Origin of the sequence: uncultured Corynebacterium sp., from assembly GCF_902489365.1 — a bacterium.
Lineage (GTDB): Bacteria > Actinomycetota > Actinomycetes > Mycobacteriales > Mycobacteriaceae > Corynebacterium.
On the sequence record NZ_CABTZR010000012.1, the window covers coordinates 1 to 27,000 of the forward strand.

25 protein-coding genes and 1 tRNA gene are annotated in these 27,000 nt (G+C 62.5%); 9 read left to right on the forward strand and 17 right to left on the reverse strand.

Annotated features, from left to right (window positions below; genetic code table 11):
• The 8 genes from RDN59_RS03130 to RDN59_RS03165 all read right to left on the reverse strand — a co-directional run.
• Positions 1–575: LGFP repeat-containing protein (locus RDN59_RS03130; RefSeq protein WP_374044575.1), on the reverse strand; the 575-nt coding region annotated here is incomplete at its 3' end.
• Positions 576–843: 268 nt separating this feature from the next.
• Positions 844–1,590, reverse strand: coding sequence for a GntR family transcriptional regulator (locus RDN59_RS03135; RefSeq protein ID WP_308606558.1), 747 nt, complete (start codon positions 1,588–1,590; stop codon positions 844–846).
• A 56-nt stretch (positions 1,591–1,646) separates the two neighbouring features.
• Positions 1,647–2,321 (reverse strand): SDR family oxidoreductase, encoded by a 675-nt coding sequence (locus RDN59_RS03140; RefSeq protein WP_308606559.1) that lies wholly within the window; start codon positions 2,319–2,321, stop codon positions 1,647–1,649.
• A 17-nt stretch (positions 2,322–2,338) separates the two neighbouring features.
• Positions 2,339–3,526, reverse strand: a complete 1,188-nt coding sequence (locus RDN59_RS03145; RefSeq protein ID WP_308606560.1) for an alkylhydroperoxidase domain protein — start codon at positions 3,524–3,526, stop codon at positions 2,339–2,341.
• Between the two features lie 30 nt (positions 3,527–3,556).
• On the reverse strand, positions 3,557–5,191 hold the full coding sequence (locus RDN59_RS03150; RefSeq protein WP_308606561.1) for an ABC transporter ATP-binding protein: 1,635 nt from the start codon (positions 5,189–5,191) through the stop codon (positions 3,557–3,559).
• Position 5,192: 1 nt separating this feature from the next.
• The gene (locus RDN59_RS03155; protein ID WP_308606562.1) at positions 5,193–6,047 is read right to left on the reverse strand and encodes an ABC transporter permease; all 855 of its coding nucleotides are present in this window, start codon (positions 6,045–6,047) and stop codon (positions 5,193–5,195) included.
• Positions 6,044–7,054: an ABC transporter permease gene (locus RDN59_RS03160; RefSeq protein ID WP_308606563.1), complete on the reverse strand. Its 1,011-nt coding sequence runs from the start codon at positions 7,052–7,054 to the stop codon at positions 6,044–6,046. Before RDN59_RS03160 ends, RDN59_RS03155 begins: the two co-directional genes overlap by 4 nt.
• Positions 7,055–8,713: a TIGR04028 family ABC transporter substrate-binding protein gene (locus RDN59_RS03165; RefSeq protein ID WP_308606564.1), complete on the reverse strand. Its 1,659-nt coding sequence runs from the start codon at positions 8,711–8,713 to the stop codon at positions 7,055–7,057.
• A 113-nt stretch (positions 8,714–8,826) separates the two neighbouring features.
• Here RDN59_RS03165 and RDN59_RS03170 point away from each other — a divergent pair, with 113 nt between their 5' ends.
• Positions 8,827–10,707 (forward strand): FAD/NAD(P)-binding protein, encoded by a 1,881-nt coding sequence (locus RDN59_RS03170; protein ID WP_308606565.1) that lies wholly within the window; start codon positions 8,827–8,829, stop codon positions 10,705–10,707.
• 13 nt (positions 10,708–10,720) lie between these two features.
• Here RDN59_RS03170 and RDN59_RS03175 read toward each other — a convergent pair whose 3' ends face one another.
• Entirely contained in the window at positions 10,721–11,881 is a 1,161-nt protein-coding gene (locus tag RDN59_RS03175) for a cystathionine gamma-synthase (RefSeq protein WP_308606566.1), read from the reverse strand.
• Between the two features lie 115 nt (positions 11,882–11,996).
• Between RDN59_RS03175 and RDN59_RS03180 the strand changes: the two genes are divergently transcribed.
• Positions 11,997–12,998 (forward strand): mechanosensitive ion channel family protein, encoded by a 1,002-nt coding sequence (locus RDN59_RS03180; protein ID WP_308606567.1) that lies wholly within the window; start codon positions 11,997–11,999, stop codon positions 12,996–12,998.
• 2 nt (positions 12,999–13,000) lie between these two features.
• Complete coding sequence (locus RDN59_RS03185; protein ID WP_216380499.1) at positions 13,001–13,390, forward strand: globin; 390 nt, start codon at positions 13,001–13,003, stop codon at positions 13,388–13,390.
• On the opposite strand, the gene ald is transcribed toward RDN59_RS03185, so the two are convergent.
• Positions 13,387–14,469: an alanine dehydrogenase gene (gene ald / locus RDN59_RS03190; protein WP_308606568.1), complete on the reverse strand. Its 1,083-nt coding sequence runs from the start codon at positions 14,467–14,469 to the stop codon at positions 13,387–13,389. The two genes, RDN59_RS03185 and ald, sit on opposite strands and share 4 nt — an antisense overlap.
• Positions 14,470–14,597: 128 nt before the next feature.
• Here ald and chrA point away from each other — a divergent pair, with 128 nt between their 5' ends.
• Positions 14,598–15,764 carry a chromate efflux transporter gene (gene chrA, locus RDN59_RS03195; protein ID WP_308606569.1) on the forward strand — a complete coding sequence of 389 codons (1,167 nt, stop codon included), beginning with the start codon at positions 14,598–14,600 and terminating at the stop codon, positions 15,762–15,764.
• Here chrA and RDN59_RS03200 read toward each other — a convergent pair.
• The 5 genes from RDN59_RS03200 to RDN59_RS03220 form a co-directional block, all read right to left on the reverse strand.
• Positions 15,761–16,417, reverse strand: a complete 657-nt coding sequence (locus RDN59_RS03200; RefSeq protein ID WP_308606570.1) for a hypothetical protein — start codon at positions 16,415–16,417, stop codon at positions 15,761–15,763. The genes chrA and RDN59_RS03200 overlap by 4 nt on opposite strands.
• Entirely contained in the window at positions 16,407–16,880 is a 474-nt protein-coding gene (locus RDN59_RS03205; protein WP_308606571.1) for a thioesterase family protein, read from the reverse strand. The genes RDN59_RS03200 and RDN59_RS03205 overlap by 11 nt, the downstream gene beginning before the upstream one ends.
• 49 nt (positions 16,881–16,929) lie before the next feature.
• The gene (gene ettA / locus RDN59_RS03210; protein ID WP_070516054.1) at positions 16,930–18,600 is read right to left on the reverse strand and encodes an energy-dependent translational throttle protein EttA; all 1,671 of its coding nucleotides are present in this window, start codon (positions 18,598–18,600) and stop codon (positions 16,930–16,932) included.
• A gap of 80 nt (positions 18,601–18,680) precedes the next feature.
• Complete coding sequence (locus RDN59_RS03215; protein ID WP_308606574.1) at positions 18,681–19,271, reverse strand: single-stranded DNA-binding protein; 591 nt, start codon at positions 19,269–19,271, stop codon at positions 18,681–18,683.
• Positions 19,272–19,479: 208 nt separating this feature from the next.
• Positions 19,480–21,552 carry a cytochrome c oxidase assembly protein gene (locus RDN59_RS03220; protein WP_308606575.1) on the reverse strand — a complete coding sequence of 691 codons (2,073 nt, stop codon included), beginning with the start codon at positions 21,550–21,552 and terminating at the stop codon, positions 19,480–19,482.
• A gap of 76 nt (positions 21,553–21,628) precedes the next feature.
• Here RDN59_RS03220 and RDN59_RS03225 point away from each other — a divergent pair, with 76 nt between their 5' ends.
• The 3 genes from RDN59_RS03225 (at position 21,629) to RDN59_RS03235 (ending at position 23,383) form a co-directional block, all read left to right on the forward strand.
• Complete coding sequence (locus tag RDN59_RS03225) at positions 21,629–22,561, forward strand: LysR family transcriptional regulator (RefSeq protein ID WP_046647331.1); 933 nt, start codon at positions 21,629–21,631, stop codon at positions 22,559–22,561.
• A 39-nt stretch (positions 22,562–22,600) separates the two neighbouring features.
• A tRNA-Arg gene (locus RDN59_RS03230) sits at positions 22,601–22,674 on the forward strand.
• A gap of 76 nt (positions 22,675–22,750) precedes the next feature.
• Positions 22,751–23,383: a hypothetical protein gene (locus tag RDN59_RS03235; RefSeq protein WP_308606576.1), complete on the forward strand. Its 633-nt coding sequence runs from the start codon at positions 22,751–22,753 to the stop codon at positions 23,381–23,383.
• Here the strand turns inward: RDN59_RS03235 and RDN59_RS03240 are convergent, their stop codons facing one another.
• The gene (locus RDN59_RS03240; RefSeq protein ID WP_308606577.1) at positions 23,384–23,569 is read right to left on the reverse strand and encodes a PspC domain-containing protein; all 186 of its coding nucleotides are present in this window, start codon (positions 23,567–23,569) and stop codon (positions 23,384–23,386) included.
• Positions 23,570–23,698: 129 nt separating this feature from the next.
• Here RDN59_RS03240 and cmrA point away from each other — a divergent pair, with 129 nt between their 5' ends.
• Entirely contained in the window at positions 23,699–24,511 is an 813-nt protein-coding gene (gene cmrA, locus RDN59_RS03245) for a mycolate reductase (protein ID WP_308606578.1), read from the forward strand.
• A gap of 46 nt (positions 24,512–24,557) precedes the next feature.
• On the opposite strand, the gene RDN59_RS03250 is transcribed toward cmrA, so the two are convergent.
• Positions 24,558–26,102 carry an alanine/glycine:cation symporter family protein gene (locus RDN59_RS03250; RefSeq protein ID WP_308606579.1) on the reverse strand — a complete coding sequence of 515 codons (1,545 nt, stop codon included), beginning with the start codon at positions 26,100–26,102 and terminating at the stop codon, positions 24,558–24,560.
• A 260-nt stretch (positions 26,103–26,362) separates the two neighbouring features.
• Between RDN59_RS03250 and orn the strand changes: the two genes are divergently transcribed.
• Positions 26,363–26,995, forward strand: a complete 633-nt coding sequence (orn, locus tag RDN59_RS03255; protein WP_308606580.1) for an oligoribonuclease — start codon at positions 26,363–26,365, stop codon at positions 26,993–26,995.
• The last annotated feature ends 5 nt before the right edge of the window (positions 26,996–27,000 follow it).

Genomic DNA, 27,000 nt, shown 5'->3' on the forward strand with positions numbered 1-27,000 from the left:
ATGTTGGGGTGCCAATAAATATACCCATTGACGAATTCGGAACGCTTGCCCACCCCGTCAGGGTTGGTCAGTTCGTTTGACTTTGGCAGAAGCAGAAAGCTAGTCGGCCCTCCAATACTCTCGTATTTCTCCCTGATCAAACCGCATACTTCAAAGCTCATCGGCCAGTACACCGCACATCCCGACCCCGCATCCATCGTACGAGCATCTGGCGCCGCAAGCTGTGCTTCCCGAACCTCTGCCTTATCAGCTTCTGCTTTATTCACACCGGCAATGACCTCTTCACGGTCAGAGCGCATATGCCCAGGAATAACTTCACTGTTGGGATTGATAGTTGGTTGCCATTCCTCTAGCCCTTGCGGATCAAGTTCTTCCGCAGTAGCTTGATTCACCTCATACCCTTCGGCTCCCGGAGGCGTTGGAATCCCCCATTGCGCAAATGGCCCGTCGATAGTTTGAGGCGACACTACATCATCGACATCCGACAAGGATTGAGCTGCGGCAATTCCCGGCAAACTGTTAATAAGAATGCTCGCGGAGATAACGGCAACAAATTTACGCGAAAGAACTTTCATGGTGGCCCTTGAGTAGAGAATAGAGTGTGAAGAAGTCCTGTTTAACTTTTCCCTAGTTTACTGGAACTCTCTTGTTGAGGTAGCTTTTTTGATGAGACTGCAGTGCTTGGCTTAATTGACAAAGACATGGAAGTAAGCCTCTCGACAGCGAGTCATGCTTCTGGTGATCCGCCTGCCGCGAGCCAGGCCCGATAAGAGTGGGCACATCCTAGCTCCAAAAGCTCCCCTCAGGAAATGAAGCGCAGAGGGCGCGGGACGTGCCGCAAGGCTAGTCGAGTGCCGGCGTGGGATCCTCGCCAAGGACGACCTCCACCGTGACCGCATCGGGGCGCAGGGTCTCTTCCAACTGGGCGGCCACGACGCCGCCCTCCGCCTTGACGGTTCGTGTAATACGCAAGACCGGTTGGTTGCGTCCGACGCCAAGGGCCTTCTGTTCCTCCGTGCGAGCGGTGGCGGCCACGAGGGAATCGCGCTTAAATACGGGTGCTAGGTCAAGCTCCGTCAACAGCACGGTCAGCGGCTTTTGGACGTCCTCTTCCGTGAGGTCTGGGGCCAAGACTTGCGGGATAAAGAGCGTGGAGGCCATGATGGGCGAGTCCTCAGTCAACTGCACCGCGCGGCATTCCCACACGGAATCACCTTCCTCAATCCCGAAGGTGGAAGCGAGGTGCCCAGGCGCTTCAATCAGCATCAGCGACAACACCCGCACCTCAACATCGAGGCCATGCTCACGCAGCTGGTCGAGGGCGCTGCGACCGCTCGTCAGGCTCAGCGTCGGCGGGGTGGCACGCACGAAGGTGCCACCGGTGCGCCCGCGCTTGCGATCAATGAGACCCTCGATCTGGACGATGTCCAGCGCGTGGCGCACCGTCATGCGCGCCACCTTGTATTCCTGGACTAATTCCCGCTCGGTAGGAAAGCGGTCACCCGGTTTCAGTTCGCCGGATTCAATCTTGCTCCGCAGCGAATCCGCGATCACCAAATAGGCGGGGCGGCGACGTTGAGAGGTGGACACGCCTCATAACTGTACCGTGCGCTGCGTTTTTCGCATCTTGAGAGAAAACGCGGCTCCTACTTGCGCTGATTCAGCTCAATGCGCGGGCGCACGCGAATCTCGGTGAGCTGCGTCGTCGGGCCAGCATCGACGGTGGCACGGATCGCCTTCGCTACCTCGACCGGGGCGATAACGTGCTCTGGGTTGTAGTCCTGCAGGCCCTGCAGCATCGGGGTATCCGTCGGGCCCGGCGCGACGGTGGACACGCGGATGCCGAGCTCGCCGAGGCGCAGGCCGTCGGCAAGCGCGTAGAGCGCGTGCTTCGTGGCGGCGTAAATGACGTTGTCACCATAGGAGTGGATGCCCGCACCGGAGTTGATGAACACCGCAAGCCCTTCCGCCGCGCGCAGCGCAGGCAGCAGAAGGCGGGTCAGCTCGGCTGGAACATGCACGTTGAGGTCCATCTGGGCGTGCCAATCCTCCGGCCGAGCGCTCTCCACCGAGCGCTTATCCGCCCGGGCTGCGGCGTGCACAAGCACGTCCACGCGCTCCAGGTCAGAGAGCTCGGTGGGAAGCGCGGCACCGTCGAGAAGCGACAGCAAATCGATTTCCACCGGCACGATATTCTCCGCCTCCGGCAGCTCCCCGGCGCGCCGCCCCAGGGCATACACGCGGTGGTCCCGGGCAAGGTCCTTGATAATCTCCACGCCCATCCCACCGGTTGCTCCGGTGACAACGGCAGTCTTCAGCATGTTTGTTCCTCCTTCAGTTAGCGGAAACGCTTCGGCACATCCGGCTCCCCCAGCGTCAGCATCAGGCGGTTGGCCCAGTTGAAGAACGCGGTGGAGTTGATGACATCGATGATGGCCAGCGTATCGAAACCGGCTTCGCGGAGGCCAGATACGTGGGAGGCGTCGAAGGCAAAGGGAGACTCAGTCAGGGCCAGGGCGGCATCGCGGATGGCGGACCACTGCTCCGAGCCCAGGTCAGCATCTACGCCCTCCTCGAGCAGGCGGTCAATCGCCGCGGCGTCACCGCCCTCCTCCTTCGCGCGCTGCTGGTGCACCGACGCGCAGTACTCACAGCCGTTGAGGCGTGAGACCACCGTGGCGGCCAGCTCACGCTCGGCGCGGCCGACGCCGCCGTCGGTGTTGTAGAAGATGTCCAGGTCCGTCAGCGTACGCGCCTTGAGCGCAGCCGGGTCACGGGCTAGCAGGCGGAAGTACTCCATGTCGATGCGCTCGGGCTTAATCAGCGCGTCACGTTGCGCGTCCGTGAACTCCTCCTTTGGCTGCGGCGGCACCCACGGCTTCCAGCCCAGCGAGTGCGCCACAAAACCCTGCGGCTTGACGACGTCCGGCACCAGCGTCCCCTCCCCCGGCACCCAATCCGGGGTCTGGGTAGGACGCGGCGCCGCAGTCACGGGTGCGGGCTGAGCGGCACCGGCCAGAACGGACAAGCCGTGGGCCACGCGCAGCTGGAAGGACAGGAAGCTCACGAGCTGTCCCAGCGTCACGATGTCGTCGTTGGACCAGCCGGCTGCCTGCAGGTGGCCAATCGCGGCCGGGGAGGCGTCCTTGGGGTGGAAGGCCAGCAGGTGGGCGAAGTCGAGGGCGGCGGCGAGGCGCGCAGAACCGTCGAAAAGCGTGAAGCCGCCATCGGAGTATGGGCCGGTGGTGATGCCGCGCTCCACCGCGCGGGCGATTTCTGCGGCGAGTTCCTCCGACTCCTCCGCCAGCAGGTCAGAATAGAACTCCACCGCCCGCGGAGCCTGATAAATGCCCGCAACGAAGGTAGCGATGGCGTAGCGCTCCGCATAGCTGAACGTACCGGGCTCTGCAGGCTCGAGGAGCGCGGCGAAGGAGGCCTGTGCGTTCTCCTTGGCCTCGGGGCGGCGCTCGCGCAGCTTGGCGACGTCCCCCTCAACGCCCGCCAACAGATTAATGATGTCTGCCATGAATTAATCCTTTCTTGTGTTCGCCCCAGGCTACAGACCCAGGTTGAGGTCGCCGGCGCGGTAACGCGAGCCGGGGATGGCCTCGATGAGTTTTTGGGTAAACGGTGACTGTGGGTTGCTAAAGACCTCGGCCGTGGGCCCGGATTCCACCTGCTGCCCCTTCGAGAGCACCGACACGGTGTCCGAAATCTGGTTGACCACCGCGAGGTCGTGCGAGATGAAGATGTAAGTCAGACCAAGTTCCTCCTGCAGCCGGGCCAGCAGTCGCAGGATCTGGGCCTGCACGGTGACGTCGAGGGCGGAAACGGCCTCGTCGAGGATGACCAGCTCCGGCTCCACAATCATGGCGCGCGCGATGGCCACGCGCTGGCGCTGGCCGCCGGAGAGCTCGCGCGGACGGCGGTCGTAATAGTCCGGGTTGAGAGCTACCAGGTCCAAGAACTCCTTGGCCTTTTCCTTGGCCGAGCTGGCGCGCGCCCCCTTCAAGTTCCGCAGCGGCTCCGCCACCGTCTGGCCGATGGACTGCTTGGGGTCTAGGGAGCCGTAGGGGTTCTGGTAAACCAGCTGGATGTTGTTGCGCTCTTCGCGCAAGGCCTTGCCGCGCAGGCCCACGATGTCGCGCCCGCCCACGGTGATGCTGCCCGATGTCGGAGTGTTGAACATCGCGATGCTGCGCCCCGTCGTGGTCTTGCCGGAGCCGGACTCGCCCACGATGGCGTGGGTCGAGCCCTTAGCCACGGTGAAGGAGATGTCATCGACCGCGGTGAAATCAGCGAAGCGCTGGGTCAGGCCGTCCACGCGCACCAAGGGTTCGCCCGCGGTGCGTTCAGTAACCGGCGCGGCGCCGGCGTCGGCGACGGTGAGGGAGGGGGCGTCGGCAAGCAGGCGTTTGGTGTAGTCGTGCCGCGGGTTCGTCAGCACCGTGGCGGCCAGGCCTTCCTCGCGCAGCTGGCCGGATTCCATGACCACGACGCGGTCGGCGCGGTCGCCGGCCACCGCCAAGTCGTGGGTAATAAAAAGGATGCCCATGCCGAGCTCAGCGCGCATGTCATCAAGCAGATCAAGGATGATCTTCTGCACGGTGACATCGAGCGCGGAGGTAGGCTCATCGGCGATGATGAGGTCGGGCTCCAGCGCCACCGCAGCGGCAATGAGCACGCGCTGCTTCATGCCGCCGGACAGCTCGTGTGGGTACTGGTGATAGCGGCGCTCAGGATCATCGATGCCGACGCGCTCCAACAGCTCCAGTGCCTTAGCCTTACGCTCGGCGGCGCTGCCCACCTTGTGAATGCGCAGCCCCTCCTCCACCGAGGCGCCGATGGTCTGCACCGGGTTGAGGGAGTTATTCGGATCCTGCGGGATGAGCCCGATGCGCCGCCCGCGCAGCTCGCGCCACTGGCGCCGGCGCAGCGAGGTGATATCGCGACCATCGAAGGTGATGGTTCCGGCGTCGATGGTGGCATTCGCGGGCAGCAAACCAATGGCTGCCATGGCGGAGGTGGTCTTACCGGAGCCGGACTCGCCCACGATGGCGGTCATCTGCCCCGGGTGCACCTCGAGGTTGATGCCTTGCACGGCGGAAACGTCGCCACCTGCGGTGGAATAGGACACGGTGAGGTCCCGCACGTGCAGCAGGGGCTGCGCTGCATTCTTTGAAACAGACATGTTAGGCCTCCACGGGGAAGTTCTGGGACAGGCGGTTGGCGGACATCACCACGGCGACCAGCGCGATGCCAGGCAGGATGATGAGCCACCAGGCGGTGGCCATGAAGTCGCGGCCCTCGGCGATAATGAGGCCCCATTCCGGAGTGGGCGGCGGGGCACCGTAACCCAGGAATCCGAGGATGGACAGCTGCAGGATCGCGGTGCCGAACTGCAGAGTAGCCAGGGCGATGACGGGCGTGAGTGAATTGGGAAGGATATGGCGGAAGAGCACCGTGGCGTGGGTCGCACCGGCGCCGTATGCGGCCTCGATGTAGTCCGAGCTGGCCACGGAGATCACCTGGGAGCGGGCTAGTCGCGCGAAGGTCGCCACGGACGTCGCGCCGACGGCCACCGCCGCCTGTACGGAACCAAAGCCCAGCACGATGATGATGGACAGCGACAACAGGATGCCCGGGATGGATAGCAGGACGTCAACCACGCGCATGAGGACGGTATCCACCGCTCCTCGCAGGGAGCCGGCGAGAAGGCCGATCAGCGTGCCGACGACCAGGCCGACGGCCACGGCGATGAGCGCGCCGAGGAGCGACTGGCGGGCGCCGTAGACGATGCGCGCATAGAGGTCGCGCCCCACCGCATCCGTGCCCATGAGGTGGCCGGACTCCCCCGGCGGCAACAGGGCCACATCGGTGCCCGCATAGGGGTCAGCCGAGGTAAACAGACTTGGGAAGAGCGCGGCCAGAAAAGCAATCGCGAGGATCACGATGGCGATGATGGAACCCGGCGCGAGCCACGGGTTGGAGGTGTGGCGGCGCGGCGCCCGTGTAGAACGCAGCGGTTTGGTGTGCGTCAAGCTCATGAGCGCACCGTCCTTTCCGAAGTAGCGGCCGAGGTAGTGGCGGAATCTGTGCTGCGACGGGCTGCACGCTCCGGAGCGTTGGCGCGCAGGCGCGGATCCAGCACCGGGTAGAGTAGGTCCACCACGAGGTTGATGATGATGTAAGAGGTAGCGGCGATGAGAACCACCGCCAGCAGCACCGGGGTATCGCGGTTAGCCACCGCTTGGGCCACCATGTAACCCAAGCCGGTGCGCCCGAAGACGGTCTCGGTCACCACGGCACCGCCGACGAGCTCACCGAAGAGCAGGCCTGCCATCGTCAATGTGGGCAGCAGCGAATTACGCAAGACGGTGCGCCAGAAGATCCAGGACTCCGAGGCACCGCGTGCACGTACCGCTTGGACGAAGGGCCGCGACTGCGTCTCATCGATGGAGCGGATCAGCACCTGGATGAGCGGCGCGGCCATGGGCACCGACAGCGTCAGGGTGGGCAGGATGAGGCCTTCGACGGACCCGGGTTCGATGACCCGCACCCAGCCCAGCTGGAAGGAGAAGAACTGGATGAGCAGGATGGCAATCCAGAATCCCGGCAGAGAGACCATGAAGGAAGGCAGCCCCCGGAAGAAAGAACCGATGGCACCGAGTCCCGGCAGAGTCGCGAGGAAGGCCACGAGCACAGCCACGATGAGCGCCAAGCCGATGGCGCTGATGGCAAGGATGAGGGTGTGGGGAAGGGCGTCGGCAATCAGCGTGGCTACCGGGGCGCCCGACTGCGTGGAGTTACCAAAGTGCCCGGTGAGGAAACCACCCAAGGAGGTGAAATACTGCACGAAGAGCGGCTTGTCGACGCCCATCTCCTCCCGAATGGCGTCAATCTCCGCCTGGGATAGGCCCAGAGCGGGGTCGCCGAAGCGGGACTGCACGGCATCCGACGGCAGCGCCGACAGAAGCAGGAAGGCCACGGTGTAGGTAATGAGCAGCACGAGGAGGGCCTGCCCAATGCGGCTGAGAATTTGGCGGGTTGTCATTTATTTCTCCTCCTCATTCGATGCTGCGCGCTGCGGCGCGGCGTCGATGCTGACCTCGTAGAACCACGGGCGCGCCACCGATTCCGGGCTAAAACCCGAAATGCCCGGTCGCACGGCATAAACCACGGGTTCCTCGAAGAGCGCGAGCACATAGGCCTGCTCCGTGAGGTAGTCCTGGACCTCTTCCGTGGCCTTGGTGCGGCCGTCCTTGTCGGGGGTGTCGAGGACGGCGTCGAGAAGCTCCTGCAGGTGCTCGTCGATGGGATTGCCCTCCGCGTCCTGGTTGAGGAAGGCATCGCGGTTGTTGATGCCGTAGAGCGAGGTGATGACGTCGTAGTCGGCGCGGCCCACCATCGAGTGGTAAATCTGCACCTTGTTGATGTCCTTGGCATCGGCGTTCTGCGTGGCCTGATCACCCGCGTTGACCTGGATGCCGATACCCAGCTCACCCAACTGGTCCTGCACCATGGTCATGACTTCCTTGGAACGCGGCTGCGGCAAGGCGGTGTTGGTGCGCAGGACGAGGCGCTGGCCGTCCTTGACGCGGATGCCGTCCGGCCCGGGCTCCCAGCCGGCCTCGTCAAGGAGGCGCTTGGCTTCCTCGGGGTCAAAGGTATAGGCGGCGGACTGGTCCTTATACGCCAGGCCGGTCTCGGCCACCGAGGAGGTGGCCAGCGGGTAGGACTCGGAGAAGAGCACGCGGAGGATTTCCTCGCGGTCCACGCCGTGAATGATGGCCTCGCGCACGCGCTTGTCTTTCAGCAACGGATGGTCGAAGCGGAAGGCGAACTGGTTGTTCATGGAGTTCGTGCCGCGCGAGATGATGCCGACGCCTTGTTCCTTGAGCAACGGCTCCTGCGGAGCGGAGATCTGGCGAGCGATATCGGCCTGACCGGAAAGGATTGCGCCGGTGCGCACGGACTCTTCGGCGGCGAGGATGTAGTGGACGCCGTCGATGTCCGCGCGGCCCTGGTGCTCGACCGCCGGCGGGGCCCAGTCATAGTCCTCGCGGGCCTTGAGCTTAAGATCGGTGCCGATTTCTTCCGATTCCACCACGAAGGGGCCGGAGCCAATGACGTTGACCGCGTTGCCGGGGCCGAAGCCCTCGTTGTCTAGAGCCAACGTGGAATCGGAGAGCAGGCCGGCGTTATAGGCGGAGGTGGCTTGGAGGAAACCCGGGGAGGGCTGAGTGAAGTAGAACTTCACGGTGTCCTCGTCCACGACCTCGCCGCGGTCATAGTTGGCAATCTGCTCGGAGCTGGTCAGCGTGCGGGATTTATCGCCACGCCCGAAGAGATCGAAGTTGGCCACGACGTTCTCGGCGGTCAAAGGAGAGCCATCGGAGTAGGTGACGTCGGTGCGGATAGTAAACGTGTACTCCGTGGCATCCGCGTTGACCTCGGGCATCTCCGTGGCGATCCACGGCGAGAGCTCGAGGGTCTCGGGGTCTTGATACAGGAGGCGATCGGTCAGCTGGTTGACCACGCCGCCGTTGGGATAAAAGCCGGCTGCCGGCGGGTAGAGCGTGCGGAAGAACTGCGGCTCGAGGTAGGTAAGGACGTTGTCCTCACCTTCCGGCCGGTCCGCAGCAGAGCAGCCCGCTAGGGCAAGGGCTGCTGCCAAGGTGGCGGCGAGTGCGCGTAAGGTTTTCACGGTCATGCTTTCAGAAAGTCGATAGTCGGTGTGCAGTGCGTCTCTGGATTTAACACAACACATACTGAGCGGTATTATTCCACTAGACAGCACAGTCTAAAAGTTTGAGGTTGATTTATATGCCCGCCATCGCCATCGTCGGGGCCGGCCCGCGTGGTATCTCGCTGGTCGAGCGCCTTGCAGCCCACCTGCGCGCGACCCCCCTTCAGTCACCCCTGAGGCTCCACATCATCGACGATGCCCCGCTCGGCGCTGGCCGCATTTGGGACACCGAACAGACCTGCACGCTGTGCATGAACACGTTGGCTGGCGCGGTCACGCTATTTACCGAGCCCGGCTCCACGACCACCGCGCCGGTACTTGAAGGCCCCATCCTCTACGAGTGGATTCAGCTTCTGCGCGGCGAGCGCCCCGACATCGCACCTGCCAAGTTAGAGCTTTATGATTCCCACCCGCCACGCGAGGAGCTCGCCGCCTCTTTTGCCGAGGAGCTCGCGCAGACCCGCCCCGAGTCCAACCCTTCCCGCGCGCTTTACGGCGCCTACCTGGAGTGGGTCTTTGAGATTGCGCTGGCGCAGCTGCCGGAGAGCGTGGACGTCGTCCAGCACCGCGCCCGCGCGTTGTCCATCGACGCGGCCGAGGGCCACGATGTCATTGCGCTTTCCGACGGCACCACCATCACCGCCGACGCCACCGTCCTGGCCTACGGCTGGCAAGTGCCTGCCCTGAGCGAATCCGAACGCGCCCTGGCGGAGGCTGCGCACTCGGACCTGCACTGGGTGCGGCCAGACAACCCCGTCGAGCAGCCGGTGTCCGAAGTTCCCGCGGGCGAGAAGGTCCTGGTCCGGGGTTTGGGCATGGGCTTCTTTGACGTCATGGCGCTGCTCACCATCGACCGCGGCGGCGAGTTCGTCGAGGACCCCTCCACCCGCTCCGGGCTGCGCTACGAGCCGAACGGCGAGGAACCGCACTTCATCGTCTCCTCCGGCCGCGGCTACCCCTATATCCCGAAGTCGGAGTACCACGCGCTGCCGCCGAAGGCTGAGCTGACCCGCTTCCGTGCCGCAGTCGCCGCGCTCGATCCGGAGGTGGAGCTGGACTTCGGCACGCAGCTGCTGCCGCACATCCTGCGCGATGCCTACGCCGAGTACTACGAAAACCAGGCGCGGGTGGCACCGGATGCTCTGCAGCGCCCGCTCGAGGATATCCTCGCCACGATCGATTCCACCGCGGTGGATGCCGACGACCTGGCAAGCATGGCGGATCAGCTCACCGCAGCCCTCGAGGGCTCCTCCGCGCAGCCTTTGGATCTTGCGCATTGGGCGAACCCGCTCGACGGTTTCACCGGCGGCGAGATCACCGAGTACATCGCCGAAGGCTTGGCGCGCGACATCATCGAGGCAGTCGCCGCCGCCGATTCCCCGCTGAAGTCCGCACTGTGGGCCATCTCGGCCGCGCGCAAGCCCTCCTCCATCGCCGGTTCGGAAGGCCGGATGACGTGGGAGTCCCGCACCAGCACCTACAAGGAGTTCATGGCGTTTGGGCAGATGGTGGGCTCCGGCCCGCCGCTCTTCCGCACCCGCCAGCTGCTCGCGCTTGTCGACGCCGGCCTCGTCACCTTCCTAGGCCAGCGCCCCCAGCTGGAGATCGGTGAGAAGTTCACGCTGCGCACCGCGCACGGTGAGGCTTCCTCCACCTGGCTTATCGACGCCTGGATGCACTCCCCCGATGTCCGCCGCGCAGGCGATCCACTTGCGGTATCTCTCAATGGGCGCGTGCGCGCCTTCGTCGACCATGGGCGGGCCACCGGCTCGCCGGAGACGACATGGGACCGACGCGTGGTCAACCCGGGCGGCACCGAGGATCCACGCCTGCACATCGTCGGTATCCCCACCTATGCGCAGTGGCCGGATACCACCATCTCCCCCATGCCGGGCACCGATCCGCTCATGCTGCAGGAGACCGACCGCACGGCCGGCTCCCTACTCACTTCCCTCTAATCACGCGGCGGTTTTAGTCCAGGGCTTCGAGGGCCTGCTCGAGGTCCGCGAGCAGGTCATCAATGGACTCGATGCCCACGGAGATGCGCACGAGATCTGCCGGCGGGACGAGCTCGGAGCCTTCCGCGGAGATATGCGTCATATTCTGTGGATGCTCGATGAGAGACTCCACACCGCCGAGGGACTCCGCCAGCGAGATGAGCTTGGTGTTGAGGCAAATCTGGCGCGCATGCTCCTCGCTGTGGAAGCGCACGGACATCATGCCGCCGAAGCCGCGCATCTGCTTTTTCGCCAGCTCGTGGCCTGGGTGCGAGGGCAGGCCCGGGTAGAGCACCTGCTTGACCTCCGGGCGAGACTCCAGAAATTCAGCCACTGCCTGTGCATTGGAACAGTGGCGATCCATGCGCACCTCCAAGGTCTTGATGCCGCGGGCGGTGAGGTAGGCGTCGAAAGGCGAGGACACCGCACCAACGTTGCCTTGGAAGTACAGCAGGCGCTCGTCCATCTCTGCCGAGTTGGTCACGACCGCGCCACCCAGCACATCCGAGTGGCCGCCCAGGTACTTCGTGGTGGAGTGCAGGACGTGATCCGCGCCCAGCTCCAAAGGATTCTGCAAGTAGGGCGTGGCGAAGGTGTTGTCGACGACGATCTGGGCGTCGCCAGCCGCCTTGACTGCCTTAGTGACCGCAGCGATATCCGTGATTGTTGTCGCCGGGTTGGTCGGGGTCTCCAACCAAATCAGCTTGGTGTTCTCCTGCAGCGCCGCCTCCACCGCCGCGGTATCGGCGGTGTTGACGATGGACAGCTCGATACCCCACTCACCGTAGTCATGGTGCAGAAGACGGTACATTCCGCCGTAGGCATCGTTGCCCAGAATCACGTGGTCCCCCGGGCGCACGAGGATGCGGATGAGGGTATCTACGGCCGCCATGCCCGTGGCGAAACAGCGAGCGTATTCAGCGTTCTCTAGCGCCGCGAGGGTCTTCTCGAGGGAGTGAACGGTGGGGTTGGCCACGCGACCATACTCGTAGCCGCCGCGCAGCTGCGCGAGGCCATCCTGCTGGTACGTGGTGGAGGCATAGATCGGTACGTTGATGGATCCCATGTAGGGATCCGGCTGGTAACCGGCATGGATGGAACGGGAGGAAAAGCCAAGAGTGCGGTTGTCAGTCATGTCGCACAAGTCTAGACCAAGCTGTTCAGTTGCGAGAAAGACTAGCTTTTTATATTCAGTTCCCTTCCCTACTATCGGTAGGCGTCAGTCATGAGCGAAAGCAGAAAGGACCTTCGTGACCAGACCTACCGCATATTTAGGCGCCTCCGCCGAGCCAACCGACGGGGCTGTCGACACGGTCACCCGCTGGTGGCAAACCGAAAACATGCAGTCCTGGCTCATCGACAAACCCATCGGCATCGCGCTCATCCTCATCGTCGCCATCATCGGCAGCTGGCTGCTGCGCCGGCTCATCACCAAGCTGGCCGATAACAGCATCAAGAAGGGTAAGCTCAGCTCGCCACTCTCCCCTCGCAAAGCTCACCGGACGACCGATAAGGTGCTCGAGAAAACGCAAGAGGCACGGCGTACCTCCCGCATCCAGACTCTTGCCGGCGTCGGCCGCTCCGCGGTCGCCATTTTTGTCTGGGTCTGGGCAGTGCTGGCCATCTTGGACGAGCTCGGCGTCAACGTCGCCCCACTTGTAGCATCTGCTGGCGTGGTTGGCGTCGCCCTAGGTTTCGGTGCGCAAGCGCTGGTCAAGGACTTCCTGTCCGGTATCTTCATGCTCATGGAGGACCAGTACGGCATTGGCGACACCATCGACCTCGGTAACGGGGTCTTCGGCGATGTCGAGTCCATTTCCCTGCGTATCACCACGGTCCGCGATATCGACGGCGCACTATGGTATGTCCGCAACGGCGAAATCCTGCAGGTGGCCAACCATTCCGACCGCTACTCCGTAGCCCGCGTCCAGGTCCCCATCGCGCTGAGCAACGACCCCACCCGAGCAGTCGACGTCATCACCACCGCAGCAGAAGAGGCCGCCCGCGACTCCGATATCAAGGACTTCATCCTGGCCACGCCCACGGTCAATGGCATGTCTGGCCTGGAAGTGGACCACATGTCCTACCGCGTGTCCGTCAAGACGCTACCGGGCAAGCAATGGGACGTGCAGCGCGCCATGCAGGCGAAAATCCTCACCGCCATGCACGCGGAAGGAATTACCACGCCCTACCCGCGGGGGATGGCTATCTTTGATCTGGAAGAACCGGGCCTGACGCGAAAGGAAGATTAAACGTGCAACCAACAAGTGTGTACGACGCCGTCGGCGGAATGGAGACCTTTGAGAAACTCGTCGGCGGTTTCTACGCCCAGGTGCGCGAGGATGATCTCATCGGCCCGATGTACCCACAGCAAGACTGGGAGGGAGCAGAACAGCGCCTGACCTGGTTCCTTGTGCAGTACTGGGGTGGGCCACAGCTCTTTTCCGAGCAACGCGGCCACCCGCGCCTGCGCATGCGCCACGCACCCTACCCCATCGACATGGCCGCCCATGATCGCTGGCTCGAGCTCATGGGCAACTCCTTGGCGCAGATCGACGAGGAGACCATCCCGCCGGCCTATCGAGCCATGATCTGGGACCACATGGAGCGGGTCGCAGCGATGCTCATCAACCGCGCCCCTTAAAGCCCAAAGGCATCCTTCACCGGCTGGGAGACCAGCTCTCCCCCGCGGGTCATAAGCCCATCGGCCAAGCCTGGGAAGCGCTCAACCGCGCCATCGAAGCCGGCAGCAGCCACCGCGCGCATATAGGGCAAGGTGGCAGAGCCCAGCGCCCGGGTGGAGGTATTTGCTACTGCGCCTGGCATGTTGGCCACGCAGTAGAAGGTAGTATCATGCACCTTAAAGGTGGGCTCATCGTGCGAGGTCTTTCGGGAGTTCTCGAAGCAGCCGCCTTGGTCAATGGCGACGTCGACAAGCACAGCGCCCTTCTTCATCCGCTCAACCACGTCTTCGCGCACCAGCTTCGGGGCTGCAGCGCCCGGAACCAACACCGCACCGACGACTAGGTCCGCCTCCAGCAACTCTTCCTCGAGCGCCGCCGGATCCGACACGATGGTGCGCACGCTGCCTTGATACTGCTCATCAAAGCGCTGCAGCACGTGCGGGTCGAGGTCCAGTACCGTCACCTCGCCGCGCAGACCATGCGCCATCGCCACCGCAGAAGCCCCCACTTGACCACCACCGATGACGACGACGCGAGCCGGCCGTGTACCTGGTACGCCGGCGACCAGCAAACCGCGCCCGCCTTCGGTGGAGAGCAAGTGGTGCGCGCCCTCAATCACTGCAAGACGACCAGCCACCTGGGACATCGGGGTCAACAGTGGCAGGGTGCCGCGAGAATCGGTCACGGTTTCATAAGCCACGGCCGTCGTACCCGCCTTCATCAGGGCGTCCGTCAACGGGCGGTCCGCAGCCAGGTGCAGGTAGGTAAACAGCAGGAGGTCTTCGCGCAGGTAGCCGTACTCGGATTCGAGAGGCTCCTTGACCTTGACCACCATATCCGCCGCCCAGGCCTCCGCAGCGGAGGGGACAATGGTCGCGCCGACGGCTTCATAGTCGGAGTCCGGGAAAGAGGCCCCCTCCCCGGCCGCTGTTTCCACCAGGACCTCGTGACCGTCCTTGATCAGGATGTCCACGGCGCTGGGAGTAAGGGCGACGCGGTTTTCGTTGTTCATGATTTCTTTGGGTACAGCAATACGCATGGTGAGAGCCATCTCCTTTTGTTGAAGAAAACTGAATTCGACCCCTTCAGAGTAACGCAAATCACCTCCCGCGCGCGTCACTCTCGTTCACCGAGCGGGGTGATCCTTGAGGAATTAGTATCCGGAGCATGAGCACACTAGGCGATGTACGGCGCTCCTTCCTCCCCCTCGGGTGGACTGCGTTTGGCGGGCCGGCTGCCCACCTGGGTTATTTCCGCGCTGAGTTTGTCAGCCGCCGGAAGTGGCTCAGCGATTCCGCCTATGCCGATCTCGTGGCCATGTCCCAATTTCTTCCCGGCCCGGCTAGCTCGAAGGTCGGCATGGCACTCGGCTACGGGCGCGCGGGCCTATTGGGCCTCATCTACTCATGGTTCCTGTTCACCTTCCCCTCCGCGCTCATCCTCACTCTGTTTGGTCTCATCGTGGCGCCCAGTAGTGGGTGGCTCCACGGGATTCTAGGGGGACTCCTCGCTGCCGCCGCCGGTGTCGTGGTACACGCCATCGTCGGGATGGCGAAGAAGCTCCTGCTCACCCCCATCGCGTGGGCGCTTGCGCTCGTCAGCGCCGCCGTGCTGCTCGTCGCCGGGTCCGCGTGGCAGCTAGCTGTCCTCGCCGTGGCCGGGGTGCTGGGCGCCACCGTGTTGAGAAAATGGCTGCCGACGACGTCGACGCCCGCGGCCGATAGTGGCCTGCGCGCCGTGCCTGCCCGCCTGGCGTGGGGCTGCGTAACAGCGTTCTTCCTCCTGTTGGGCGGGCTGGCGGTGGGGGCGCAGCTTAGCGACGCCTACCTCATCACCCGCGCCAATGCCTTCTACCAGTCGGGAGCCTTAGTTTTTGGTGGTGGGCACGTGGTCCTGCCACTACTGGAGGAACAATTTATCGGCGCAGGCTGGCTCAGCCAGCAGGAGTTTCTCGCGGGCTACTCGGTAGCCCAGGGCGTACCGGGGCCGCTGTTTACCTTCGCGTCTTACCTTGGGGCGGTCGACGGCGGGATCGTCGGAGCGCTCCTGGGGACCGTTCTTATTTTCCTGCCGGGTGCCTTGCTCACGCTCGCAGCTTTGCATCTGTGGACGCGCTGGAATCATCTTGGTTGGCTGCGCGGCGCGTTTTCAGCCATCAACGCAGCCGTGGTCGGCCTGCTCATCGCGGCGCTCTGGGATCCCATCATCATCCACGGAGTTACGGGGTGGACTTCGGCGCTCATTGCGGTGGGCGCGGGTATCGCCCTCTTCTGCAAAGCCCCGCCGTGGACGGTCGCCGTGGGCGCCGCACTGGCGGGATTCGTGCTGCTTTAGAACAGGGACAGACGCGTCGAGTGGTAGACGCTGCCATAGGGCGCGTCGAGGCGCACCCAGCGCCCCTTGCCAGCCACGCGCAAGTGACGGGGGATCTTGAGTGATGCGGCAAACCCCGGGATGAGGCCGAGGCTGGTGCAGGCGAAGATCATCCGCATGGGAATCTCCACCTGTGCCTCCGAGTTCTCTACGGTGAGCACAGTCTGATTCAACAAGCTCTGTGGTGGGCCCATCGGTCCGGAGAACTGGCGGGCCAGCTGGCGGCCCTTATCGGCGAGCTCGCGAACGACGTCGACCGGCAAGGAATCGATTTCACGAAACCCCTGCGCCGGCGGTAACGCGCCTGGCCACGATGGATCGCGTGCAGGCCCCAGCGAAAGCTCCACCCCGTCCTCCGCAAGGGCAGGGTCGGGGGCGGTGTGGAGGGCGTCGGCAAGCGCTTGCGCGGACACCACTGCCCCATCGCGGCCCACGGTGCCTCCGCACCGCCGCGCCACAACGACATCGAAGGGCGTCGTGACAAAGACCTCGACCTGGTTGGCGTCATGCTGGCGCAGACGCACCGAGGCTGAGGCATCGAGCCCCGTTGCGCGGGCGAGGAGGGCACGCAGCCCTCCTCCACCGCTACAGACCCGGAGAGTTTCACTCTCCATGATCGCGCTGCTCATCGAGCTCGACGACGGCGTGTTCCAGGATGATGTTGCGCTCCTCTTCAGAGACCTCGCGCGGCATCTGTGTACCCGGGTCGATGGCGACCTGCACGCAGTCGATGACGCAGGCCACCTGGCCCTGGGCATCCTTGATCTTTTGGCGGGTGGTGAAGGAAGTAGTGCCAAGACGCACCACCGTGGTTTCCACCGTGACCGTACCGTGCTGTCCATCCCATTTAATGGGGCGGACATAGTCCGCGTCGATGTGGCGAACGAATGCCACCATGTTGACGCCGCGGGCGTAGAAGTTGTGCATGGCAAAGGCCAAGCGCGCCTCCTGCGCCAGCTCGATGAAATTGGAGTTCATCATGTGGCCGTACATGTCGAAGTCCGACCAGCGCACACTCACGGTGAGCGCATGGACATTGTCCGTGGCCTTTTCCGACACAACCTTTTGAGCGGACATTCCAGGATCCTTTCGGAGTTCTTCCTTTGGACGCTAGGGCTAGACGGCCCTAGCGGCTGAGCTTGCGGTGGGTAACGCGAGACGGACGGGCTGCTTCCTCACCGAGGCGCTCAACCTTATTCTTCTCGTAGTCGCCGAAGTTGCCCTCGAACCAGAACCACTGACCTTCTGCCACGTTGCCTTCCCAGGCCAGGATGTGGGTACAGGTGCGGTCGAGGAACCAGCGGTCGTGAGAAATGACCACGGCACAGCCGGGGAACTTCTCCAGCGCATTTTCCAGCGAGCCCAGGGTTTCCACGTCAAGGTCGTTGGTCGGCTCATCGAGGAGGATCAGGTTGCCGCCCTCTTTAAGAGTCAGGGCCAGGTTCAAGCGGTTGCGCTCACCGCCGGAGAGAACCTTGGAAGGCTTTTGCTGATCCGCTCCCTTGAAACCGAAAGCGGAGAGGTACGCGCGGGACGGCATTTCGTTCTGACCGACGTGAATGTAATCCAGCCCGTCGGAGACAACCTCCCACACGGTGGCCTCGGGGTCGATGTTCTCGCGGCCCTGGTCGACATAGGACAGCTTGACGGTCTCGCCAACGTCCACGCTGCCGGAATCCGGCTGCTCCAGACCCACGATGGTCTTGAACAGCGTGGACTTACCCACACCGTTCGGGCCGATCACGCCGACAATGCCGTTGCGCGGCAGGGTGAAGGACAAGTCCTTGATGAGCACGCGATCATCGAAGCCCTTGGTCAGGTTCTTGACCTCTACCACCTTGTTGCCCAGGCGCGGCGGGGTCGGAATCTGGATCTCCTCGAAGTCCAGCTTCTTGTACTTCTCGGCCTCCGCAGCCATCTCCTCGTAGCGCTGGAGACGGGCCTTGTTCTTGGCCTGGCGGGCCTTCGCACCGGAGCGAACCCATGCGAGCTCGTCCTTGAGGCGCTTCTGCAGCTTCTTGTCTTTGGCGCCGGCAATTTCCAGACGCTCAGCCTTCTTCTCCAGGTAGGTGGAGTAGTTGCCCTCGTAGGGGTAGAGCTTGCCGCGATCAACCTCACAGATCCAGCCCGCGACGTGGTCGAGGAAGTAACGGTCGTGGGTCACGGCCAGGACCGCACCCGGGTAAGACTCGAGGTGCTTCTCCAGCCACTGGACCGACTCGGCGTCCAGGTGGTTCGTGGGCTCGTCGAGCAGCAGCAGGTCGGGCTCACTCAGCAGCAGCTTGGCCAGCGCGACGCGGCGGCGCTCACCACCGGAGAGGTTGGTTACCGGGGCATCGGACGGCGGGCAGCGCAGTGCTTCCATAGCCTGCTCGATCTTGGAATCAACCTCCCAGGCATCGGCGGCGTCGAGCTCCTCCTGCAGCTTGCCCATTTCCTCCATGAGTTCGTCGGAGTAATTGGTGGCCATCTCTTCCGCGATCTCCTCGAAGCGCTGCTTCTTCTGGAAGATCTCCCCGAGGCCCTCTTCGACGTTTTCGCGGACCGTCTTCTCCTCATTGAGCGGTGGCTCCTGGAGGAGGATGCCGACCGTCTTGCCCGGATCAAGGAAAGCCTCACCGTTGGAAGGCTGATCAAGGCCGGCCATGATCTTCAGGATCGAGGACTTACCTGCACCGTTGGGGCCCACGACGCCAATCTTGGCGCCCGGGTAGAAAGCCATGGTGACGTTATCCAAAATAACCTTGTCACCGATGGCCTTACGCACGTTTTTCATCGTGTAGATGAATTCGCCCATGTTTCACCCTTTGCTTCTGTCAGGATTGGTAAATAACAGTACAAAGACTACATCACATGGGCGGTGGTGGTCCTCTGTCCTTAGACCATCGCGTCCTCAGGTTCCGGTTCGACGTGTGACTCGGCCGCGGACTGCGCTTGCTGACGGTCCGCCGCGGTGTCCTGCGGAGTATCTCCCGGCTGCAGGGCAGCTGGCATTGCTTCATTCTCCGTGGTGCTGGGTGGTGCCGTGTAATCTACGTCCGGCACCGGCGGATTCTCCCCCAGCCAGAGGGCTTCACTGCCCTCCTCACCGTAAGAGGTACCAATTTTGGTGGAGGTGATGCAGAAGCGGTTGAGGTCGAGCCCCACGTGGGCAATCTTGATATAGGTCCTGGAGCGCGTCGCTCCGTGCTGATCCTCCCATCGATCCGTGACGATGGAGCCCATAACAAAGACCGGCATGCCCTTAAATAGGGACTTCTTGACGTTGATGGCGCACTGGCCCCACACCTCGCCGTCGATATAGTTGAGGTCCAGCTCCCGCCACACCGTCTTGCCCTGTTCGTCCTTTTCCGGAACGCTGCGCGAGGAAGCAAAGCGCAGGCGGGCCTTGTACATGGTGTCGCTAATCTTGGTCAGGTGCGGGTCGTGGGTCAGACGCCCAGTAAGTGAGATTGGGTATTGAGACATTGCGTGATTCCTTTGCCATGTGCGGTTGGTGATCTTCTTGAGTGCGAGGAAGCAATACGCCTCCCTTACCTCGCATCATCGCCACCAATCACCGCACCCGCAATGGCGTCACCGCCAACCTGTGGATAACTTGTTGAAAGCGTCAACAAGTTATCCATCCACACAGTTCAAAGACCCTTTTTATACCCCCAGGGTGGACCTACTCACGCTAGTGCTGGCGGAAGCTGGAATCGTCGCCTTCGTTCATCTGCTTGAGCATGGCGTTGTAGCTTGCCAAGTCGGCATCGCCGTCAACGTCCGCCTTAGCATCGTGGCGGCGAGCGGTGGCGCGATCCTCTCGCAGCCAATCCAGGAATAGTGAACCAAAGACGATCACCAGCGGGAACTGGCCAAAGCCCCACGAAATACCGCCACCGGTGCGCTGATCCGTGACAAAGTCTGGGTTCCACGGCAGGCTCAAGGATTCATAGAAATCCAAGCCAAGAATAACCTGCATCTGCATGAGGTAGACACCGGCGAACAGATGCAGAGGCATCGACACAAACAGGATCAGCAGGCGAACGCCAGTGGGCGCGCGCCATGGCAACGGATCCGGGCCAATAACCTCCCAGTAGTAGATGTAGCCGGAAATCAGGAAGACCCAGTTCATGATGACGTGCCCGGCATGTTCCGAAATGGCAACCTCGTAGAAGCTCGGAAAGAGGTAGAGCACGTAAAGAATGGCCAGAAACTGCAGGACGTTGACCGCCGGATGCGTCAGGATGCGCAGCGTGGTGGATTTGGTGAGGGCAACGGCGGCGTCGTGAAGCGTGGGCTTGCCCGGCTCGCCCGGTTCAAACGCCTCCATGACCAAGGTCACTGGGGCACCCAACACGAGGCAGAGCGGAATCGCCATGGACAAAATCATGTGCACCAGCATGTGCATGGAGTACAGCGCCGGCATGTACAGACCGATACCGTTGCTCATGATGATGGTCATGCCCAACGAGCCCAACAGGAACCAAGTCGTGCGCCCCGCCGACCACGTCAGCCCGCGCCGCTTCAGGCGCCACAACGCATAGAGATAGAAACCGGCCAGCACGAGGCCGAGCGAGCCAAACATGAGGTCGAAGCGGAACATGGTCCACACGTTGGTGAACGTGGGGGCGTCGAAAAGCTCGTAGCCCACCAGAATCTGCATGGCATTAAGGTTCGGGTCGCGCGGCGGTGGCGGCGGCGTGCGCCCCATCGAGATGGCAACTCCAACGGTGGCCGCCATGATGAGGACCTCCACCACGGCCACCCTGATGAACAGGCGCGGGGCGTTCGTCAGCTGCGGGATGGTGACGCGACGGTGCACAAACCCAATAGCCGCCAACACCACCGTGAGCACCGCTTTGCTCAATACCAGCAGACCATAGCGGGTAGTAAAGAGATCTCCCAGCTCAACCCGAATCAGCGCGTTGACCACGCCCGTGGCAGTCAGCCCCAGAATGGCTAGGAGGGCAACCGTGGAATAGCGGCGCACGGCAACGCCCATATCCGGACCAAGACGGCGGCCGTGCGCGATGAGCCCCATGAGCCCACCGACCCACAGCATGATGAAAAACAGGTGCAAGAGCAGTGAGTTCGTGCCGTAGTCATGGTCGCCGCCAGAGGCCGAGTGCCCCTCCATCCCGAGGGGCACCGTGAGCAACAGCGACAAGAAGAACGTACCGACCTGTCCCGCCCACGTCCGCGCAACAAACCCCGTCACGGCGACGATCGCTGCGATCCCTGCGGTGAGGAGCCAGACTTGCGACGCCGCAATCTGGCCCACCGCCATGCCCATCAGCTCCGGGTTAAGGACCTGCCGCAACGGGGTACCGGTGAGATCCGACATGACAAGGGGAACCTCGAGCAAAGACACCACTGCGGCCCCCACAGCGGCCCAGGCACCGGTCCGCGCAGCGATGTGCCCGTCGACGGTGAGACGCGCCTTGATCAAACGCTCATTGTCCTTATCAGGCACGGCCGGGTAGATCAAGAACGCGCTGGACATGAATGAGCCGATGGACAGCGCCATCAGCATCCAGGCGACGGCACGGAAGAAGGGCAGACCAAAGGTCGTCATGCGCCCCGGGTCGGGGATACCGAGGGCGGCGAGCGAATCTGCAAGGAAGAACAGGGAAATGATCCCGCCCACGAGACCGGCGAAGACGACGAAAGAAAGATTCAACAAACGGGAGGGCCGCGCTCCCGACGCCGAGTGCGCCAGCCCAGGCGAGTACTGTGAGCTGGTGTTTTCCTTCTCTGTGTGCATGGTGGGCAGTCTACCGCCACACATGTTCTCTTACCTAAAAGGTAGACAACTCTCAGCTTTCGGGTAGTCTGCACTTATGGACTCACGCCAGCTTCACCACTTTCGAACCGTCGTGGACCACGGTTCGTTTACGCAGGCCGCGGAATCGCTGCAGCTCACGCAACCTTCCCTGAGCCTTACCGTGCGCAAACTCGAAAAAGATCTCAACGTGAAGCTGCTCTCCCGCGGGCGCGGCGGAGTCCAAACCACGGAGGCCGGAGATTACCTCTATGGTGTCGCGACCTCGATCGATTCCCTCCTCAACACCGCTGCCGTGCGCCTAGCCGAGATTGCGTCGGGCAGCGCCGGGTCAGTCACGCTGTGCTCCGCGCCCGAGTTCAATTGGCTGTATATGCCGGCGGTTCTGCGCCGCATGCGGCAACGCGCGCCAGAGGTAAGTGTTTCCTTAAAGGACTCAGAACCTACCGCCACGCTCAAGCAGGTCCTGGACGGCTCCGTGGAGATCGGCATCATCCTCACCACCAACCCACAGCGCTTCCGACAGGACTACGGCACACAGCTCACCATTGACTGCGCCGCCGAGATGGACCTGCGCGTCGCACTCCCCCAGCGTCTGGCGGACCTACCCGACCCCGTCCAGCTCTCCGATCTTGCCGCCGAAACGTGGCTCCTGCCGCCGCGCTGTCCGGAGCTCAGCAGCCTGCCCGAAGTGTTGGACCAGGTATGGGCCGCGGCCCCGCTCAGCAAACCTATGGGCGTCCAGGAAATTTCCACGCTGCAAACAGGCTTGCCGCTCGTTGCCGGCGACTATGGCATCAGCCTCATGCCGCACACCGCGCAGGCCTTGGGCCAGAGCGGAGTTCATTTCCGCCGCGTTGCGGAAACGCTGCCTACTATGCAGGCGCTTCTCATCCACCGTACGGACCGCGCCTTGAGTCCGGCAGCGCGCACGTTGGTCTCCGCCCTCCTCAGCACCAGCACCGAATCAACGCCGGCAGTAGCCCGATAGTCTGACTTCGCTCTCCGGTGCGTTATGATGGCTCGGTACGCCTCCATAGCTCAGTGGATTAGAGCAGTGGGTTTCTACCCCATGTGTCGCGGGTTCGAATCCTGCTGGGGGCACGCAGTTCAGAGCCACTTTTTGAGGTTTTCCATAACGTCAAAAAGTGGCCTTTAGGAACCTTTTGGGCACACTCCTATGGACATTACTCTCGCCACTTTTGACTACACCCCAGAATCCGCGCTGCGCGGACTGCGCTTCAGTAACGCCTGGGTGCCGTCGCCAAGCTATGCGGAATCGCGCCGCGGGGTGCTCACGGGACAGTACCCGCAGCGCGGCGCCACCACCCGCATCACGGAGATTTTCGCGGCCGCCGGCTTCGAGGTCCGAGAAGACGCCCTCCCCGCGTCCGCACCGGTCTTTCGCCTCCTCGAGCAGCCGGATCCCCAGCTGCTGGGTGACCTAGAGGGCGTCGTGGCGGTCTGCTCCCTACAGGGCGAGAAGTCCGCGATGTCCCTCCTATGGCCCGGCGTAGCAGAGTCCGGGGAGTGCGCAGAGCTCGTCTCCCCTCTCGACCTAGCGCCCACGCTCGCGGCAATCGCGGGGCTGGATGTGCGTCCCAACGCCCCGCTGTCCTTCGACGGGCTCAATTTGGTTCCGGTGCTCCGCTACGGCGCCTCCGGGCACGCAGCGCTCTTCTTCGACAACGGCGTGCGTATGCAGGACGCCGTGCTTGTCGACGCCTCCGCCACCCCGCCCAGCGCCTTGCCGCGTCTGCAGGAGGAGTGGGAAACGTGGAAGAGGTTTATGGCTTTCGGCCCGCTGCAGTAGCTACTCCACTGGAATAACAACCCAGAGGATGAGGTAGAGCAGAATTCCCAAGAAGCCCAGCAGAGTCGCAACAACGAAGAGAATGCGCACCAGGGTCGGATCGAGGTTGTAGGTCTGCGCGATACCGCCGCAGACGCCGCCGAGCATCGTGTCAGTAGTGGAACGAGTTAAACGTTGGTTGGTCATGATGTCTCCTTTCGCTTTCTATTATCCAGAGTTGGGGCCGAGGAGACATCAGTGTTTACCCTGATTTAAACCCTGAGTGCTCTACGCTGGGTGGAGACTTCCCACCCCTGAGAGAAAGGACGCTGTTTCATGGCTCACTCCCCTGGGCTGCCCGCCCCTACCCGCTCGTCGTATGCGCTGCTAACTGGTGCCAGCCAGGGCATTGGCGCTGCGATGGCCAAAGATTTGGCTGCTCGCGGCTACAACGTCATTCTCGTTGCTCGCCGCGAAGAAGTCCTCGAATCCATCGCTGCGGACCTACGCTCCCGTCACGAGGTTGATGCCATTGCGCTGGCTGCGGATCTCTCCGAGGCGGCGGACGTTGACCGCGTTATCGAGTTCATGGCGGGCAAGGAAGTCTCCATCATCGTCAACTCGGCGGGCATCGCCAGCTTTGGCAAGTTCATGGATCAGGACTGGGATTATGAAACCAGGCAGTTCGATCTCAACGGCAAGGCCGTTCACCGCCTGACGCGTGCTGCGCTGGAGCAGATGCTGCCGCGGCGCAGCGGCGCTATTTGTAACGTGGGCTCGGCTGCAGGCAACGTCTCCATTCCGAACAACGCCACCTATGTTTTCACCAAGGCAGGTGTCAATGCCTTTACTGAGGCCCTGCACTATGAGCTCAAGGGCTCGGGCGTGACCTGCACCCTGCTGGCCCCTGGCCCGGTGCGCGATGCCGTTATCCCCGAGGAGGAGCAGTCCATCGTGGATAAGGTCGTCCCGGACTTCTTGTGGACCACCTACGAGTCCTGCTCCGAAGAAACCCTCGAGGCCATGGCCCGCAACCAGCGGCGTGTGGTTCCCGGCCCGCTCTCCAAGGTGATGAACGCGTTGGGCAAGATTGTGCCGACCCCAATCGTTGCGCCGATCATCGGCAGCTTCTATTCCAAGATGGCCTAAAACACGCCAAAGCCCGCGCTCCGTTTCAAGGAGCGCGGGCTTTGCTTTACTTACCTTGGAGCGGGGAGTCCTGCGCGATGGCCTTCTGTGCGGCCTCCTCCCGGGCAAACTTGCGTTCTACCCAGAAATCGGCGTTCTGGATGCCCAGCGCCTCTGGGTCGAACTGCGGATCCTTGCCAGCAGCCTTCTGTGCGCTGTAGTCCTTGAGGCACTTGAGAGCCGGGACCTGCAGGAAAAGGATGGCAATGATGTTGAGCCAGGCCGTTGCGCCAACACCGATATCACCCAGCGCCCAGGCAGCGCCTGGAGTTGTCATAGCACCGATAACCACGGACACCACGAGGAGAATGCGCAGGAGCCAAACCAGTGCGCGACGGGTGGTCTTGTTGCTGATCCACCGGTTGAAGTAGGTCAGGTTGACCTCTGCCATGTAGTAGTAGGCCAAGACGGTGGTGAAGGCAAAGAACGCGATGGCGATGGCAATGAAGCTCGGTCCGAAACCTGCCAACAGGGTGTCTAGGCCGTGCTGGACAAAGCCCGGACCCACCTCAACACCATCCGGGATAGAACCGGCATAACGCACGGGACCGTCCTCAGATTCGCCCTCGAAGACCTTGTACATGTCGGTAGAGATGATGATGAAGGCGGTCGCGGAGCATACGAAGAGGGTATCGATGTACACCGCGAAAGCCTGGACGAAACCCTGCTTAGCTGGGTGGGACACCTCCGCGGCCGCAGCAGACTGCGGACCGGTACCCTGGCCTGCCTCGTTAGAGTAGATGCCTCGCTTCACGCCCCACATGATGGCCGAACCCAACAGGCCAGAGAAGGCCTGCTCGGCGCCGAAGGCGGACTTAAAGATCATGCCGAAGACCTCAGGGATCTGGTTGAAGTTCATGATCAGAATGATGATGGCAAAGAGAATGTAGGCAGCCGCCATGAACGGAACCACGAGGGACGCGAAGTTAGCGATGCGCTTGACGCCACCGATAATGATGATGGCCAGAATTCCGCCCAGAACCAGCGCAGACCAACCAACTTCGATGCCCCACGCATTCTTCACGGCGGCGGCCACACCGTTGGCCTGAATTCCCGGCAGGAAGTAGCTGGTAGCCAGGATCATCGCAATGGCGAAGACGATGCCGTAGACCACCATGAACGGGCCAGCCTTGGTGTGCTTGTAGGCCTTCTCGATGTAGTAGGCCGGGCCGCCGCGGTACTCACCGGTGTCCTGGTCCTTCTCCTTGTAGACCTGCGCCAAGGTACATTCCACGAACGACGTTGCGGAACCCAGCAGCGCCACCGCCCACATCCAGAACACAGCGCCTGGGCCGCCGAACGCAATAGCCGTAGCAACGCCGGAGATGTTGCCCACACCGACACGGCCGGCCAAGGAAATCATGAGCGACTGGAAGGACGAGACACCCGAATCAGAGCTCTCACCATCCTTCAGCTGCTTAATCATGTCCGGAATGCAGCGTACCTGCAGGAACTTGGTCGCCAAAGTGAAATAGATTCCCGCGCCGAGACACAGGAAGACCAGTGCTGGTGACCAGATTAGAGCATTGAGGGTATCGAGAAAGGTTGACATCGGCAGGTTACCGTCCTTCGCTATATGTGAGTGCCATCACGTTAAAGGCTGTCCTAATAATGTCCCATCGACTGAGGCTTTCGTGAGCGAAATCATAAAAAAGTTGAGAATGCTCCCTCTCGCAACCCGGGCAATCGCCACAAAACCCCAGTTCACATCGTTCAAGAAGCTTTTTACCGCCCGAGCCTTCGCTCTACCCCCACTTACCCCCACCCCAGCACCTACCGAACCGCTACCAAGGAGAAACTATGGTGGAACCCATGAGTGATATCCCCGCTAAGAATGACCGCCTTGTCTGGATCGATCTGGAAATGACCGGACTGGAACCACAGCGCCACGTCATCGTGGAAGTTGCCGCCGTGATAACCGACGCCGAGCTGAACATCCTTGACGAAGGCATCGACCTCGTCGTGCACGCCACCGAGGAACAGCTCGCGGAGATGGACGACTTCGTCACCACAATGCACGCAAACTCCGGGCTGGACAAGGAAATTCGGGAATCCACGCTCACGATCGAAGAAGCAGAGGAGGCAGTACTAAAACTCATCGAGAAGCACTGCGATCCGAACCACCCTGCACCCTTGGCGGGAAATTCCATCGCCACGGACCGCGCCTTCATCCGCGCCTACATGCCACGTCTGGATGCCGCGCTGCACTACCGAATGATTGATGTTTCCACCATTAAGGAGCTCGCCCGCCGCTGGCACCCGCGGGCTTATTACAACCAGCCGGATAAGGGAATGGCACACCGGGCACTGCAGGACATTATCGAGTCCATCCGCGAGCTCGATTTTTACCGCCGCAGCGTTTTCCGCACCGACGACGGCCCCTCCTCCACGGAAGCCGAGGAACTGAAGGCCGCTACAACCACCGATTACCAGGCGTTTTTGTAAAACCG

Excerpts from the sequence above, each read along its gene's own strand:
- RDN59_RS03140 (WP_308606559.1), bottom strand. The coding sequence starts at position 2,321 with ATGCTGAAGACTGCCGTTGTCACCGGAGCAACCGGTGGGATGGGCGTG.
- RDN59_RS03145 (WP_308606560.1), bottom strand. The coding sequence starts at position 3,526 with ATGGCAGACATCATTAATCTGTTGGCGGGCGTTGAGGGGGACGTCGCC.
- RDN59_RS03150 (WP_308606561.1), bottom strand. The coding sequence starts at position 5,191 with ATGTCTGTTTCAAAGAATGCAGCGCAGCCCCTGCTGCACGTGCGGGAC.
- RDN59_RS03155 (WP_308606562.1), bottom strand. The coding sequence starts at position 6,047 with ATGAGCTTGACGCACACCAAACCGCTGCGTTCTACACGGGCGCCGCGC.
- RDN59_RS03160 (WP_308606563.1), bottom strand. The coding sequence starts at position 7,054 with ATGACAACCCGCCAAATTCTCAGCCGCATTGGGCAGGCCCTCCTCGTG.
- RDN59_RS03165 (WP_308606564.1), bottom strand. The coding sequence starts at position 8,713 with ATGACCGTGAAAACCTTACGCGCACTCGCCGCCACCTTGGCAGCAGCC.
- RDN59_RS03170 (WP_308606565.1), top strand. The coding sequence starts at position 8,827 with ATGCCCGCCATCGCCATCGTCGGGGCCGGCCCGCGTGGTATCTCGCTG.
- RDN59_RS03175 (WP_308606566.1), bottom strand. The coding sequence starts at position 11,881 with ATGACTGACAACCGCACTCTTGGCTTTTCCTCCCGTTCCATCCATGCC.
- ald (WP_308606568.1), bottom strand. The coding sequence starts at position 14,469 with ATGCGTATTGCTGTACCCAAAGAAATCATGAACAACGAAAACCGCGTC.
- chrA (WP_308606569.1), top strand. The coding sequence starts at position 14,598 with ATGAGCACACTAGGCGATGTACGGCGCTCCTTCCTCCCCCTCGGGTGG.
- RDN59_RS03200 (WP_308606570.1), bottom strand. The coding sequence starts at position 16,417 with ATGGAGAGTGAAACTCTCCGGGTCTGTAGCGGTGGAGGAGGGCTGCGT.
- RDN59_RS03205 (WP_308606571.1), bottom strand. The coding sequence starts at position 16,880 with ATGTCCGCTCAAAAGGTTGTGTCGGAAAAGGCCACGGACAATGTCCAT.
- ettA (WP_070516054.1), bottom strand. The coding sequence starts at position 18,600 with ATGGGCGAATTCATCTACACGATGAAAAACGTGCGTAAGGCCATCGGT.
- RDN59_RS03215 (WP_308606574.1), bottom strand. The coding sequence starts at position 19,271 with ATGTCTCAATACCCAATCTCACTTACTGGGCGTCTGACCCACGACCCG.
- RDN59_RS03220 (WP_308606575.1), bottom strand. The coding sequence starts at position 21,552 with ATGCACACAGAGAAGGAAAACACCAGCTCACAGTACTCGCCTGGGCTG.
- RDN59_RS03225 (WP_046647331.1), top strand. The coding sequence starts at position 21,629 with ATGGACTCACGCCAGCTTCACCACTTTCGAACCGTCGTGGACCACGGT.
- RDN59_RS03235 (WP_308606576.1), top strand. The coding sequence starts at position 22,751 with ATGGACATTACTCTCGCCACTTTTGACTACACCCCAGAATCCGCGCTG.
- RDN59_RS03240 (WP_308606577.1), bottom strand. The coding sequence starts at position 23,569 with ATGACCAACCAACGTTTAACTCGTTCCACTACTGACACGATGCTCGGC.
- cmrA (WP_308606578.1), top strand. The coding sequence starts at position 23,699 with ATGGCTCACTCCCCTGGGCTGCCCGCCCCTACCCGCTCGTCGTATGCG.
- RDN59_RS03250 (WP_308606579.1), bottom strand. The coding sequence starts at position 26,102 with ATGTCAACCTTTCTCGATACCCTCAATGCTCTAATCTGGTCACCAGCA.
- orn (WP_308606580.1), top strand. The coding sequence starts at position 26,363 with ATGAGTGATATCCCCGCTAAGAATGACCGCCTTGTCTGGATCGATCTG.